Origin of the sequence: Caulobacter sp. RHG1 (genome assembly GCF_013181195.1) — a bacterium.
Lineage (GTDB): Bacteria > Pseudomonadota > Alphaproteobacteria > Caulobacterales > Caulobacteraceae > Caulobacter.
Map to the genome: position 1 here is coordinate 96,053 of NZ_SMZP01000007.1, position 12,943 is coordinate 108,995.

Consider the following 12,943-nt stretch of genomic DNA (forward strand, 5'->3'; position numbering starts at 1 on the left):
TGCGTCGCCCTCCCGCGCAATGCGCGATCAGGTGGAGACCCCTTAATAGAGCCCACTCAGCGGATCGACCTTCTGCGCCGGCTTGCCCGGCTGCTGCGGAGGCGGCGGCGGGTTGGGCAGACCCGACTGCAGGTCATTATAGGGGATGGGACCGGTCGGCAGCGGCGCGGGCTTGGGCTCGGTACCCGGGCGGAAGGCCTCGCGCACGCCGCGCACCAAAGCGAACTTGGCGTTCTTCGGCGGCTTGAAGTCGACCACGGGCTGACCGTCCAGCGCCACCTTCATGAAGTCCATGAACACCGGAATGGCGTCGGTCGCGCCGGTCTCGCCCGCGCCCAGCGAGCGATTGTCGTCGAAGCCGACGAAGACCCCGACGACCAGATTGGGCGAATAGCCGACGAACCAGGCGCTGCGATACTCGTTGGTCGTGCCGGTCTTGCCGGCCAGCGGACGGCCCAGCGAGCTGACCCGGGCGGCGGTGCCGCGCTGAACTACACCCTGCAGCATCGAGGTGATCTGATAGGCGGTGACCGGGTCCATGACCTGATCGCCCGGCGCGGCGAAGCGCGGGCTCTCATCGCCATTGAAGCCGGCGTCGCAGCGCACGCAGTCGCGCTTGTCGGCCCGGAAGATCACCTTGCCCTCGCGATCCTGAACCAGCTCGATCAGGTGCGGGTCGACGCGGCGGCCGCCATTGACGAACGGGGCGTAGGCGGCCGTCAGCTTGAAGGGGGTGGTCTCCCCTGCCCCCAGCGCCATGGCCAACACCGGATCCATGCTCTTCGTCACCCCGGTGCGCTTGGCGAACTCGACGATCTTCTTCATGCCCACGCCCTGGGCAAGGCGCACGGTCATGGCGTTGATCGACTGTTCCAGGCCCTTGCGCAGCGGCTGGGCGCCGTAGAACTGCTTGCTGTAGTTCTCCGGACTCCAGTCCTGGCCGTTGGCGCCTTTCAGGGTAATGGCGCTGTCGACGATGACGCTGGCCGGCGTGTAGCCGTTCTCCAGGGCCGCGGCGTAGACGAACGGCTTGAACGACGAACCCGGCTGACGCATCGCCTGGGTGGCGCGGTTGAAGTTCGACAGCGAATAGGAATAGCCGCCCACCAGCGCCACGATGCGGCCGGTATAGGGCTCCATGGCCACCAGGGCGCCGTTGACCGCCGGGGCCTGGCGCAGGCGATAGCCGCCGGCGTCGGTCTTCTCGACGAACACCAGGTCGCCGGCCTTCAGGCCCTTGCCGTTCTTGGCCCAGGTGACGTCCTCGCCGACCAGCTGGCCCTCGCCCTCGTTCTTGACCAGTCGGATGCGGCCGTCGTTGGAGGTGACCAGGGCGGGACGCCAATTCGTGCGCTCCGACGGGATTTGCTTGGCCAGGGCGGTCTTCTCCCAGGCCAGGTCGGTCGATTCCACATGGCCCCACGCCCCGCGCCAGCCGTGGCGGCGGTCATAGTTTTCCAGCCCGTCCATCAGCGCCACGCGAGCCGCGGTCTGCAGGCGCGGATCCAGGGTGGTGCGCATGTAGTAGCCGCCTTCGTTCAGGCGCGGACCCAGGGTGGCCATGCCACGCTGGCGCACTTCCTCGACGAAGTAGTCGGCGTCGCGATAGGCGGCGCGCTTGGGCGCGGCCTGGACGACCAGATCCTCGGCCATGGCCTGCTTGGCCTGCTCTCGCGAAACCCAGCCTTGCTCGGCCATCTGACCAAGCACCCAGTTGCGGCGGGCCATCGCCTTGGCCTTGTTGCGGATCGGGTGATAGTTATCCGGACCCTTGGGCAGCGACGCCAGATAGGCGCATTGGGCCAGGGTCAGGTCGGGCAGCGACTTGCCGAAATAGTTGTAGGCGGCCGCGCCGACGCCGAACGAGCGATAGCCCAGCCAGATTTCGTTCAGATACAGCTCGAGGATCTGCTGCTTGGTCAGCGACTGCTCCAGGCGGTGCGCCAGGATCGCTTCCTTGAACTTGCGGCCGACGGTGGCGTCGCTGGTCAGCAGGACGTTCTTGGCCACCTGCTGGGTGATGGTCGAGCCGCCTTCGAGGCGGCGGCCGCGCATGGCGTTGCCGACATTGTTCAGCATCGCGCGCGACAGGCCGCCGACGTCGACGCCGCCGTGCTGGAAGAAGTTGCGGTCCTCGGCGGCCAGGAACGATTGCGCCAGCTGGGCCGGGATCTGGTCGTAAGGAATGAAGATCCGGCGTTCTTTGGAGTACTCGCCGATCAGGGTGCCGTCCCACGCATAGACACGCGTGGCGGTCGGCGGACGATAGTCCTGCAGCTCCCCAGCATCGGGCATGTCGTGGAACAGCCAGGCGGCATAAATCGCGATCGCGAAGCCCGCGACGGCGATGGCCGACAGCACCGCCACGCCCGCGATGGCCATCCATCGTTCGGTGGGTTTCAGATCCACGCGACCTCCGTCGGGCGGATCCCCTGGCCCGCCGCACACACTTCACTAGATCGCTTGGCGCAGAACCGTAAGCGGTTTTGCGGTCGCACCCTCGTTGCAAGGGCGCGCGGCGATGTCCTTGTCGTGATTAGAGCGCGCCGCGAAAAAGGGGAAGCGCGCTCTACCTTTGGGACTAGGACTTGCGCAGTTGCGGGGTGAAATACGCCTCGATCGAGTCCGCCACCGCATCGACCATCCGCTTGCGGCTGGACTTGGTGGTCAGGAACGCTTCGTCGTCGGGATTGGTGATGAAGCCCATCTCCAGCAGCACGGCCGGGATGTCCGGAGCCAGCAGCACGATGAAGCCCGCGTCGCGGTGGCTGCGGCGTAGCAGCGCCGTCTCCTGGCCGACATTGGCCAGCAGCAGTTGAGCGAAAGCCGCCGAGCGGTTCTTGGTGGCGCGCTGCGACAGGTCCAGCAGGATCTGGCTGACGGCGCGATCGCGGCCCGGCATATTGGCCTTCATCAGCCAGTCGTCCTTCTCCAGGACGAGGCCGACGCGATCGGCGCCCTTGTCGGACAGCGTATAGACCGAGGCGCCGCGGGTGCTGGCGTCCGGACCGCTGTCGGCGTGCAGAGAGATAAAGAGGTCCGCATCGGCGCGGCGGGCGATCTGCACGCGCGATTCCAGCGGCACGAAGGTGTCGGTCTCGCGGGTCAGCACGACCTGATAGCGGCCCGAGCGCTCCAGGCGATCCTTGAGCGCCTTGGCCGCAGCAAGGGTCACTTCCTTCTCGTGGACGTTGGCGCCCAGCGAGCCGGGATCCTTGCCGCCGTGACCGGCGTCGATGACGATGACCTTCTTCAGGCGCAGCGGCGCGGCCTTGATCGGCGTGGACGCCTGGGTGACGCGCGGCAGGGTCTGCGGCGCAGCGCTGACGGCGCCGCCCACGGCCTTCAGATCGATGACATAGCGATAGGCCGTCGCGCCGTCGCCGGGCGGCAGCAGGAAGCGGCGGCGGACCTCGGCCTTGTCGGCCAGATCCAGGCGCAAGCGAGCGCCGCCGGCGGCCTCGTCGATGACCCAGCGCTTGACCAGGCCCTGGCCCGAGCCCTGCAGATCGCCGGAAACCACGACATTCGGCAGCGCCATCACCAGGCGCTGGTCCTTCATGCCGTCGGAAAGAAGCTTGCCCACCGCAGCGCGATCCAGGTCGATGACCACGCGGGTCTCGTTGCGGTCGCCGCCGAAACGCACTTTCTGCACACCCGCAGGCGCGGCCGGCCCCTGGGCCGTCGCCACAGCGACGCCAGCCGTCGTCAGGCCCCCGATGATCAGAGCCGCCCGAACCCAGCCCATACGGGCCAAACTGATAAGAACCTTACGCATACCCGCCCGCGGTAGCCGGAACTGGTGAACCGATCGTCAATATCGTTCGGAGGCGGTAGCCAAAGGGTTAAGTCGAGACGCCGATCTCGGGTGCTTTTCTTTTGTGCGGCAATGTGGCTACAGTCCCGCCGCGCGCGTAGTCCGTGATCGTCACGTCTCCGCGCGAGCCGTCTGTGTTTCGAAAGTGGTCCTGAACCCCTTCCGGCGCGGAGGCGGCAGACTAGATAGTGTTCGAGACACGGCCGACCGAGTGGGCAAGACGCCTGCTTCGACGCGGTGTCGCGGGGCTCGCGTCGGGCTCACACGCCCCTTCGGCCCAAGGCTGAGAGTGGCGACGACGCGCCATCCGATCCGCGCAATCCGGCGCGGTAACAAGCACTCCAGTCCGCGCCTGTCGCGGTAAGGACAAAACGAAACCCCTATGGGCTGCGCCGCACCCGTCCGCCTTTGGCATCCGACCTCTCGCAACCGCACTGGCGGAGCGACGGACGGCGACGCGCGCGTCCTTCATTCATATCGGCGCCCGGGCCTCGCGCCCGCCGCGCGCCGTGGAGACTTCCTTAATGTCGAAGAAGATGCTGATCGACGCAGCACACGCCGAAGAGACGCGTGTGGTCGTCGTGGACGGAACCCGGGTTGAAGAGTTCGATTTCGAAAGCCAGACCCGCAAACAGCTTCGCGGTAACATCTATCTCGCCAAGGTGACGCGCGTCGAACCCAGCCTGCAGGCTGCGTTCATCGAGTACGGCGGTAACCGCCACGGCTTCCTGGCGTTCAACGAAATCCACCCGGATTACTACCAGATCCCGGTCGCCGACCGTGAAGCGCTGATGCGCGACGATTCGGGTGACGACGAGGACGACACCCCGATCTCGCGTCGCGCCTCGGGCGGCGATGACGAGGATGACGGCAACGGTCGCGATCACGCCATCGACGACGATGAAGACGACGTCGAAGAAGAACTGGCGCGCCGCAAGCGTCGCCTGATGCGCAAGTACAAGATCCAGGAAGTGATCCGCCGCCGGCAGATCATGCTGGTTCAGGTCGTCAAGGAAGAGCGCGGCAACAAGGGCGCGGCTCTCACCACCTACCTCTCGCTGGCCGGCCGCTACGGCGTCCTGATGCCCAACACCGCCCGCGGCGGCGGCATCAGCCGCAAGATCACGGCGGTGACCGACCGCAAGCGCCTGAAGAGCGTCGTTCAGAGCCTGGACGTGCCGCAGGGCATGGGCCTGATCGTCCGCACGGCCGGCGCCAAGCGCACCAAGGCTGAGGTCAAGCGCGACTACGAGTATCTGCTGCGTCTGTGGGAAAACATCCGCGAGAACACGCTGCACTCGATCGCGCCGGCGCTGATCTACGAGGAAGAAGACCTCGTCAAACGCGCCATCCGCGACATGTACGACAAGGACCTGGACGGCATCTGGGTCGAAGGCGACGCCGGCTACAAGGAAGCGCGCGACTTCATGCGCATGCTGATGCCGAGCCAGGCCAAGAAGGTCTTCAACTACCGCGACCCGACCCCGCTGTTCGTGAAGAACAAGATCGAGGACCATCTGGCCCAGATCTATTCGCCGGTCGTGCCGCTGCGTTCGGGCGGCTATCTGGTCATCAACCAGACCGAGGCCCTGGTCGCCATCGACGTCAACTCGGGCAAGGCCACGCGCGAGCGCAACATCGAGGCCACCGCGCTGAAGACCAATGTCGAGGCCGCCGAGGAAGCCGCTCGCCAGCTGCGCCTGCGCGACCTGGCCGGCCTGATCGTCATCGACTTCATCGACATGGATGAAGGCAAGAACAACCGCACGGTCGAGAAGGTCCTGAAGGACGCCCTGAAGGACGACCGCGCCCGCATCCAGATGGGCAAGATCTCGGGCTTCGGCCTCATGGAGATCAGCCGCCAGCGTCGCCGCACCGGCGTGCTGGAAGGCACCACCCACGTCTGCGAACACTGCGAAGGCACCGGCCGCGTCCGCTCGGTCGAATCCAGCGCCCTGGCCGCCCTGCGCGCGGTCGAGGCCGAAGCCCTGAAGGGTTCGGGTTCGGTGATCCTGAAGGTCGCCCGTTCGGTCGGCCTCTATATCCTCAACGAAAAGCGCGCCTATCTGCAGCGCCTGCTGCAGACGCACGGCCTGCACGTCACCGTCGTGGTCGACGACAGCCTGCACGCCGGCGACCAGGAAATCGAGCGCACCGAGCTGGGCGAGCGCATCGCCGTCGCTCCGGCGCCCTATGTCGAGGAAGATGACGGCTTCGACGCCGACGCCTTCGCCGACGAGGAAGAAGACGACGAGATCATCGACGACGAGGACGAAGACGACGTCGAACGCGAAGACACCGACGACGACGACGCCTCGGCCCGCAAGCAGGCCCGCGACGACGATCGCGGCGACCGCAAGGGCCGTCGTGGCCGTCGCGACCGCGGCCGCGGCCGTGGTCGTCGCGACGAGCGTGAAGCCGACGCCGAGATCGAAGCCGACGAAGACGACGCCGAGGGCGATGCCGACGGCCGCGCCGAGTTCGGTGGCGAGGAAGACGACGACGACCGTCGCCGTCGCCGTCGCCGCGGCCGCCGTGGCGGTCGCCGTGGCGGTCGTGAGGACGGCGATCGTCCGGCCGACGCCTTCGTCTGGATCCGTCCGCGCGTCCCGTTCGGCGAGAACGTCTTCACCTGGCACGACCCCGCCGTCCTGGTCGGCGGCAACAGCGAACCGCGCCGTCCGGCGCCGGAAGCCCGCGCCGAAGTCGAAACGGTCGAACGCGCCGAGCGTCCTGAGCGTCCCGAGCGCGAGGAACGTGAAGGCGGCCGTCGCGAGCGTGGCCGTCGCGGCCGTGACCGCGGTCGCCGTGGCGAGCGCGCCGAGGCCGCCGAGGTCGCTCCGGTCGAGACCGTAGTCGCCGAGCAAGCCGCTGAACCGGCCGAGCCGTTCGAAGCCCCGATCCTGGCTCCGCCCGTGATCGCCGGCCCGCCGGCCGACGTCTGGGTCGAGCTGCCCGAGGCCGAAGAAGCGCCGAAGAAGCCCAAGCGCACCCGCTCGCGCAGCAAGAAGGCCGCCGAGCCGGCGCCGGAAGCGGTCGAGGCGGTCGCCGAAGCCGTGACCGAAAGCGTCGCTGTGGTTCCGCCGGAACCCGAGGCGGCTCCCGAGCCTGTCGTCGAAGCGGCGCCGGAACCGGTCGTCGCACCGGAGCCTGAGCCCGTCGTGGAGGCTGCGCCCGCAGCCCCGGCCGAACCCGATCCGAATGAGATCGGCACGCCGCCCGAAAAGCCCCGCAAGGGCTGGTGGCGCCGCTAGGCTGACCTGAAGATGGCCCGTGCGTCGCCTGACGCGCGGGCCTTTTTCGTTGTGGGGCAAAGCGGAACCCTTGTTCCCTCGCCTTTTGAATCCAAGTTAGACTGGTCGTGGTTCGCGGGGGCGCGATCTGGAGATCATGCGATGACCTCGCGTAGTGGACGTGTTGGACGGCGATTTGGCGTGGCTGCAGCCGCGCTATCCGTCCTTGCGTCCGGAGCCGTCGTCACGTCCGCCTCGGCCCAGTCCCTGATCCGGGACACCGAGATCGAGGAAATCCTTCATCACGACTCCGCCCCGATCTTCGCGGCGGCGGGCCTGGAGCCCAAGAACGTCAGGATCCTGATCGTCGGCGATAAGTCGCTGAACGCCTTCGCCACGCCGGGTTTGCAGATGGGCCTCAACACCGGCCTGATTCTGCAGACCGAGAACCCTAACCAGCTGCGCGGCGTCATTGCGCACGAGACCGGGCACCTGGCCGGCGGCCACCCGATCCGCTCCGACGAGATGATGAAGGCCGGCCTCAAGCCGATGATCCTGACCATGGGCTTAGGGATCCTGGCCGCCCTTGCCGGCTCGGTCGATGGCGGCGCGATGCTGATCGCCAATTCCCAATATGCGGGCGCGCTGGGCGCGCTGGGCTATAGCCGCGAGCAGGAATCGCGCGCCGACCAGGCCGGGGCCGGCTTCCTGGAAGCCACCAACCAGTCGGGCCGCGGCCTCGTCGAGTTCTTCGACAACTTCCGCTACCAGGAGGTCTTCGACCAAGCTCGACGCTTCGCCTATTTCCGTAGCCACCCGCTGTCCTCGGAACGGATCGAGGTGCTGCGCAGCCGCGTCGAGCGCCAGCCGCACTATACCGCCGTCGACACGCCCGAGGATCTGGCCCAGCACGAGGTCATGAAGGCCAAGCTGGAAGGCTTCCTGAACCCTCAGGTCGCCCTGATGAAGTACAAGGAAACCGACACCGGTTTCCCGGCGCGCTACGCCCGAGCCATCGCCTACTACCAGATGAAGGACCCCGACCGGGCCCTCTCCCTGATCGACGGCCTGCTGGCCGACCATCCCGATAATCCCTACCTCTGGGAATTGAAGGGCCAGGTCTTGTTCGAATTCAACCGCGTCGACCAAGCCGAGGAACCACAGCGCAAGTCCGTGGCGCTCAAGCCCGATGCGGCCTTGCTGCGAGTCAATCTGGGTCAGACGTTGATTGGCTTGAAGGACCCGAAGAAGGTCGAGGAAGGCGTCCAGGAGCTTAAGCGCAGCCTGCTGAACGAACCCGACAACTCGGTGGCCTGGCGCCTGCTGGCCCAGGCCTATGACACTCAGAAAAAGGATGGCGAAGCCCGTCTGGCCACCGCCGAACAGTACTATTCGCTGGGCGCGGTCAGCGAAGCCAAGGTCTTCGCCATGCGAGCCCGTGAGCTGTTGACCAAGAACACCCCCGACTGGCGCCGCGCCACCGACATCGTCCTGGCCTCGCGGCCGTCCAACCAGGAGCTGAAGGACCTGGCCAAGGACGGTCTCGCGCCTTCCCCTGCCGGCCACTAGGCCGCCTACCGACCTGAGATTTCCATGACCCTGCTCCGTCGCGCCGCGACCCTCGCCCTCCCCCTGGCCGTCGCCGGTCTGGCCCTCGCCGGCTGCGAGCGGCCCGATCCCAAACCCAGCGATCGGTTCGGCGAAAAGGTCCGCGCCTACCTGCTCGAGCACCCCGAGGTGCTGATGGAGGCCAGCGCCAAGCTGCAGGAAAAGCAGGTCGCCCAGCAGGCTGCCGACGCCCAGAAGTCCATCGGTCAGTACCGGCAGGCCATCGAGCGCGACCCGCGCGACATCGTCATCAATCCGACCGGCACGATCACCGTCACCGAGTTCTTCGACTACCGCTGCAGCTTCTGCCGCCACGCCACGCCCGAGATCGTCGAGCTGGTCCAGAAGAACCCCGACGTGCGCCTGGTGCTGAAGGACTTCGTGATCTTTGGCAACGACAGCGAAGCCGCGGCCCGTATCGCCCTCGGCTCCAAGGACCAGGGCAAGAGCCTGGAACTCTACAAGGCACTGATGGCCGAGAACGCCTTGGACGCCGCCGGCGCTCTGCGGATCGCCCAAGGCCTGGGTATCGATCTGGCCAAGGCCAAGGCCGCCGGCGAGAGCCAGGCCGTCACCCAGCATCTGGCCGACACCAGCGCCCTGGCCAAGACCCTGGGTCTGCAAGGCACCCCGGCCTTCATCGTCGGCGAGACCCTGGTTCCGGGCGCAGACATCAACGCCCTGAAACTGGCGATCGACCAGACCCGCGCCAGCAAGGCGAAGGGCTGAGGCAATCGCCCTCGCCGTGCGACAAACGCAGGGCGAGGGCGACTGGCTTAGATGAGGCCCGCCAGCGGCGAGCTGGGGTCCGCGTACAGGCGCTTCTGCATCCGGCCGGCCAGATAGGCTTCGCGGCCGGCAATGACCGCGTGTTTCATGGCCTTGGCCATGCGGATCGGGTCCTTGGCTTCGGCGATGGCGGTGTTCATCAGGATGGCGTCACAGCCCAGCTCCATGCCGATGGCCGCGTCCGAGGCGGTGCCGACGCCAGCGTCGACCAGGACCGGGACCTTGGCGTTCTCGACGATGATCCGCAGGTTGACGCGGTTCTGGATGCCCAGGCCCGAGCCGATCGGGGCGCCCAGCGGCATGATCGCCACGGCGCCGGCGTCTTCCAGCTTGCGGGCGTAGACCGGATCGTCGGAGCAGTAGACCATCACCTGAAAGCCCTCGGAGACCAGCAGCTTCAGCGAGCGCAGGGTCTCTTCCATGTCGGGATAGAGGGTCTTGGGGTCGCTGAGGACTTCCAGCTTGACCAGGTCCCAGCCGCCGGCCTCGCGGGCCAGGCGCAGGGTGCGCACGGCGTCCTCGCCGGTGAAGCAGCCTGCCGTGTTGGGCAGATAGGTGAACTCGGTGGGCTTGACGTAGTCGACCAGCAGCGGCTGGGTCGGGTCGGTCAGGTTCACGCGGCGCACGGCCACGGTGACGATCTCGGCCCCTGCCGCGCGGGCGGCGGCGGCGTTGGTCGCATAGTCCTTGTACTTCCCCGTGCCGACGATCAGGCGCGAGCGGAAGGTGCGGCCGGCGACGGTCCAGGTTTCGTCGGTGTCGGGAGCCGAGACGGAGTCGGGGGAAACGTGCGCGTTCATGCGGCTGGTTTACGCCCCGTCAGCCGGCGTTTCAAATGTCCAGGATCAGCCGCCGCCGATAAAAGTGACGATCTCGATGCGGTCGCCGTCGGCCAGGGCCGTATCGCCATAGGTCGAGCGCGGGGCGATCTCGAGATTGCGCTCGACCGCCACCTTGCGGGCGTCCAGGCCCAGCTGAGCCACCAGATCGGCGATCGTGACCACCCCGGCCACGTCCCGTTCTTCCCCGTTCAGTAAAAGCCTCATCTCACCTCCGAAGCGAGCCGTGCTTGTGACCCGGCGGAACCGGCTATACAAGACCTCCCGGAATCGACGGCGGAGCCGCATGGTAAAACCGATCCACGTGCTGAGCGGACCCAATCTCAACCTGTTGGGGACCCGCGAGCCTGAGATTTACGGCAAGGACACCCTCGACGATGTCCGGGCGCGCTGCGAGGCGCGGGCGGCTTCGCGCGGGCTTTCGGTGGTTTTCCGCCAGTCCAATCATGAGGGTGTGCTGATCGATTGGGTTCAGGAGGCGCGTGAGTCGGCCTCGGCCTTGATCCTCAATCCGGCTGGCTACGGCCACACTTCGATCGCGCTTCTGGATGCGCTCAAGACCTTGAGCATCCCGGTGATTGAGTGCCACCTGTCCAATCCGGCGGCGCGGGAGGAATTCCGCCGCCACACCTATGTTTCGCTGGCCGCCACGGGGATCGTCTCCGGGTTCGGCGCGGCGAGCTACGAACTGGCGATCGAGGCCGCTTTCGGCCTGATCGGCGTTTAACAACGATATCGCACCGGCGTTTTCCGCCGCCGTCGCGCTACAGAAGAACAAGGTAAGCTTCCATGTCGAACCCCAAGGCCCCCGCCGATCCGGTCGAAGCTCCGGCCATCGACGCCCGTCTGGTCCGCAAGCTGGCGGACATCCTGAAGGACACCGGCCTGTCGGAGATCGAGGTCGAGCACGCCGGCCTGAAGATCCGCGTGGCGCGCGAACTGACCGCCGCGCCCGTCAACTACGTCCAGCAGGCCGCGCCGGCCTACGCTCCGGCTCCGGTCGCCGCCGCGCCGACTCCGGCCGCTGCGCCAGTCGCTGAAGCCGCGCCGGCTCCGGCCGCCGTCCGTGGCGACGCTGTGAAGTCGCCGATGGTCGGCACCGTCTATCTCTCGCCCCAGCCCGGCGCCGACGCCTTCATCAAGGTGGGCGACACCGTTTCGGCCGGCCAGACCCTGCTGATCGTCGAAGCCATGAAGACCATGAACCCGATCTCAGCCCCGAAGGCCGGCAAGGTCGTCGAGATCCTGGTCGCCGACGCCCAGCCCGTCGAGTTCGGCGAGCCGCTCGTCGTCATCGAGTAGCCCGCATGTTCGACAAAATCCTCATCGCGAACCGGGGCGAGATCGCGCTCCGGGTTCACCGCGCCTGCAAGGAAATGGGCATCGCCACCGTGGCGGTCCACTCCGAGGCCGACCGCAACTCCATGTGGGTGCGCCTGGCGGACGAAAGCGTCTGCATCGGCCCCGCGCCGGCCGCCAAGAGCTATCTCAACATCCCGTCGATCATCGCGGCGGCCGAGATCACCGGCGCCCAGGGCATCCACCCGGGCTACGGCTTCCTGTCGGAGAACGCCCGCTTCGCCGAGATCGTCGGCGCGCACGGCTTCACCTTCATCGGTCCCAAGCCCGAGCACATCCGGATGATGGGCGACAAGATCACCGCCAAGCAGGCCGTGAAGGACGCCGGCATTCCGGTCGTCCCCGGCTCGAACGGCGGCGTGTCGACCGAGGAAGAGGCCTTCGCGGCCGCCGACGAGATCGGCTTCCCGGTGCTGATCAAGGCCGCCTCCGGCGGCGGCGGTCGCGGCATGAAGGTCGCCCAGACGCGTGAAGACCTGGCCGAAGCCGTTTCGACGGCCCGCGCCGAGGCCCGCGCCGCGTTCGGCGACGACACGGTCTATATGGAGCGCTACCTCCAGAAGCCGCGCCACATCGAGCTGCAGGTCATCGCCGACAGCCACGGCAATGTGGTGCACTTGGGCGAGCGTGACTGCTCGCTGCAGCGCCGCCACCAGAAGGTGCTGGAAGAAGCGCCCTCGCCGGCCCTGTCCGCCGAAGGTCGCGCCAAGATCGGCAAGATCGTCGTCGATGCGGTCAAGGCCATCGGCTATCTGGGCGTCGGGACCATCGAGTTCCTGTGGGAGAACGACGAGTTCTTCTTCATCGAGATGAACACCCGCCTGCAGGTCGAGCACCCGGTCACCGAAGCCATCACCGGCATCGACCTGGTCCGCGAACAGATCCGCATCGCCGCCGGCCTGCCGCTGTCGTTCACCCAGGAAGACGTCGTCTTCGAGGGCCACGCCATCGAGTGCCGGATCAACGCCGAGAACGCGCGGACCTTCACGCCGTCGCCCGGCACGATCACCGACTTCCACGCTCCCGGCGGCCTGGGCGTTCGCCTGGATTCGGCGATCTACACCGGCTATGCGATCCCGCCCTACTACGACAGCCTGATCGGCAAGCTGATCGTGCACGGCCGCGACCGCGCCGAGTGCATCGCTCGCCTGAAGCGCTGCCTGGGCGAAATGGTCGTCGGCGGCATCGAGACCACGATCCCGCTGTTCCAGGACCTGCTGGTGCAGCCCGACATCCTGGCCGGCGACTACGACATCCACTGGCTGGAACGCTGGATCAAAGCCCAAGAGGCCTAGTCT

Annotated in this window: 11 protein-coding genes; 7 read left to right on the top strand and 4 right to left on the bottom strand. The window is 67.1% G+C overall.

Annotation, left to right across the window (positions count from 1 at the left end; all coding sequences use genetic code 11):
- Positions 1–42 precede the first annotated feature (42 nt).
- Entirely contained in the window at positions 43–2,409 is a 2,367-nt protein-coding gene (locus E1H18_RS18900) for a PBP1A family penicillin-binding protein (protein ID WP_172271371.1), read from the bottom strand.
- A gap of 172 nt (positions 2,410–2,581) precedes the next feature.
- Positions 2,582–3,778 carry an N-acetylmuramoyl-L-alanine amidase gene (locus tag E1H18_RS18905; protein ID WP_172271372.1) on the bottom strand — a complete coding sequence of 399 codons (1,197 nt, stop codon included), beginning with the start codon at positions 3,776–3,778 and terminating at the stop codon, positions 2,582–2,584.
- 421 nt (positions 3,779–4,199) lie between these two features.
- On the opposite strand from E1H18_RS18905, the gene E1H18_RS18910 reads away from it, so the two are divergent.
- From E1H18_RS18910 to E1H18_RS18925, 4 genes are all read left to right on the top strand, one after another.
- A complete protein-coding gene (locus E1H18_RS18910; protein WP_172271373.1) occupies positions 4,200–4,418 on the top strand; it encodes a hypothetical protein in 219 nt (72 codons plus the stop codon).
- Positions 4,342–7,071: a ribonuclease E/G gene (locus tag E1H18_RS18915; protein ID WP_172271374.1), complete on the top strand. Its 2,730-nt coding sequence runs from the start codon at positions 4,342–4,344 to the stop codon at positions 7,069–7,071. The genes E1H18_RS18910 and E1H18_RS18915 overlap by 77 nt, the downstream gene beginning before the upstream one ends.
- A 141-nt stretch (positions 7,072–7,212) precedes the next feature.
- Positions 7,213–8,619: a M48 family metallopeptidase gene (locus E1H18_RS18920; RefSeq protein WP_172271375.1), complete on the top strand. Its 1,407-nt coding sequence runs from the start codon at positions 7,213–7,215 to the stop codon at positions 8,617–8,619.
- Positions 8,620–8,643: 24 nt separating this feature from the next.
- Complete coding sequence (locus E1H18_RS18925; RefSeq protein ID WP_172271376.1) at positions 8,644–9,387, top strand: DsbA family protein; 744 nt, start codon at positions 8,644–8,646, stop codon at positions 9,385–9,387.
- A gap of 47 nt (positions 9,388–9,434) precedes the next feature.
- Here E1H18_RS18925 and E1H18_RS18930 read toward each other — a convergent pair whose 3' ends face one another.
- Positions 9,435–10,247 carry a thiazole synthase gene (locus E1H18_RS18930; RefSeq protein WP_206679098.1) on the bottom strand — a complete coding sequence of 271 codons (813 nt, stop codon included), beginning with the start codon at positions 10,245–10,247 and terminating at the stop codon, positions 9,435–9,437.
- 45 nt (positions 10,248–10,292) lie between these two features.
- Positions 10,293–10,493, bottom strand: a complete 201-nt coding sequence (gene thiS / locus E1H18_RS26515) for a sulfur carrier protein ThiS (RefSeq protein WP_184719450.1) — start codon at positions 10,491–10,493, stop codon at positions 10,293–10,295.
- A 79-nt stretch (positions 10,494–10,572) separates the two neighbouring features.
- Here thiS and aroQ point away from each other — a divergent pair, with 79 nt between their 5' ends.
- From aroQ to accC, 3 genes are all read left to right on the top strand, one after another.
- Complete coding sequence (gene aroQ, locus E1H18_RS18935) at positions 10,573–11,013, top strand: type II 3-dehydroquinate dehydratase (protein WP_172271377.1); 441 nt, start codon at positions 10,573–10,575, stop codon at positions 11,011–11,013.
- Positions 11,014–11,075: 62 nt separating this feature from the next.
- Entirely contained in the window at positions 11,076–11,588 is a 513-nt protein-coding gene (gene accB / locus E1H18_RS18940) for an acetyl-CoA carboxylase biotin carboxyl carrier protein (RefSeq protein ID WP_172271378.1), read from the top strand.
- 5 nt (positions 11,589–11,593) lie between these two features.
- Positions 11,594–12,940: an acetyl-CoA carboxylase biotin carboxylase subunit gene (gene accC / locus E1H18_RS18945; protein ID WP_172271380.1), complete on the top strand. Its 1,347-nt coding sequence runs from the start codon at positions 11,594–11,596 to the stop codon at positions 12,938–12,940.
- The last annotated feature ends 3 nt before the right edge of the window (positions 12,941–12,943 follow it).

Excerpts from the sequence above, each read along its gene's own strand:
- E1H18_RS18905 (WP_172271372.1), bottom strand. The coding sequence starts at position 3,778 with ATGCGTAAGGTTCTTATCAGTTTGGCCCGTATGGGCTGGGTTCGGGCG.
- E1H18_RS18910 (WP_172271373.1), top strand. The coding sequence starts at position 4,200 with ATGGGCTGCGCCGCACCCGTCCGCCTTTGGCATCCGACCTCTCGCAAC.
- E1H18_RS18915 (WP_172271374.1), top strand. The coding sequence starts at position 4,342 with ATGTCGAAGAAGATGCTGATCGACGCAGCACACGCCGAAGAGACGCGT.
- E1H18_RS18920 (WP_172271375.1), top strand. The coding sequence starts at position 7,213 with ATGACCTCGCGTAGTGGACGTGTTGGACGGCGATTTGGCGTGGCTGCA.
- E1H18_RS18925 (WP_172271376.1), top strand. The coding sequence starts at position 8,644 with ATGACCCTGCTCCGTCGCGCCGCGACCCTCGCCCTCCCCCTGGCCGTC.
- E1H18_RS18930 (WP_206679098.1), bottom strand. The coding sequence starts at position 10,247 with ATGAACGCGCACGTTTCCCCCGACTCCGTCTCGGCTCCCGACACCGAC.
- thiS (WP_184719450.1), bottom strand. The coding sequence starts at position 10,493 with ATGAGGCTTTTACTGAACGGGGAAGAACGGGACGTGGCCGGGGTGGTC.
- aroQ (WP_172271377.1), top strand. The coding sequence starts at position 10,573 with ATGGTAAAACCGATCCACGTGCTGAGCGGACCCAATCTCAACCTGTTG.
- accB (WP_172271378.1), top strand. The coding sequence starts at position 11,076 with ATGTCGAACCCCAAGGCCCCCGCCGATCCGGTCGAAGCTCCGGCCATC.
- accC (WP_172271380.1), top strand. The coding sequence starts at position 11,594 with ATGTTCGACAAAATCCTCATCGCGAACCGGGGCGAGATCGCGCTCCGG.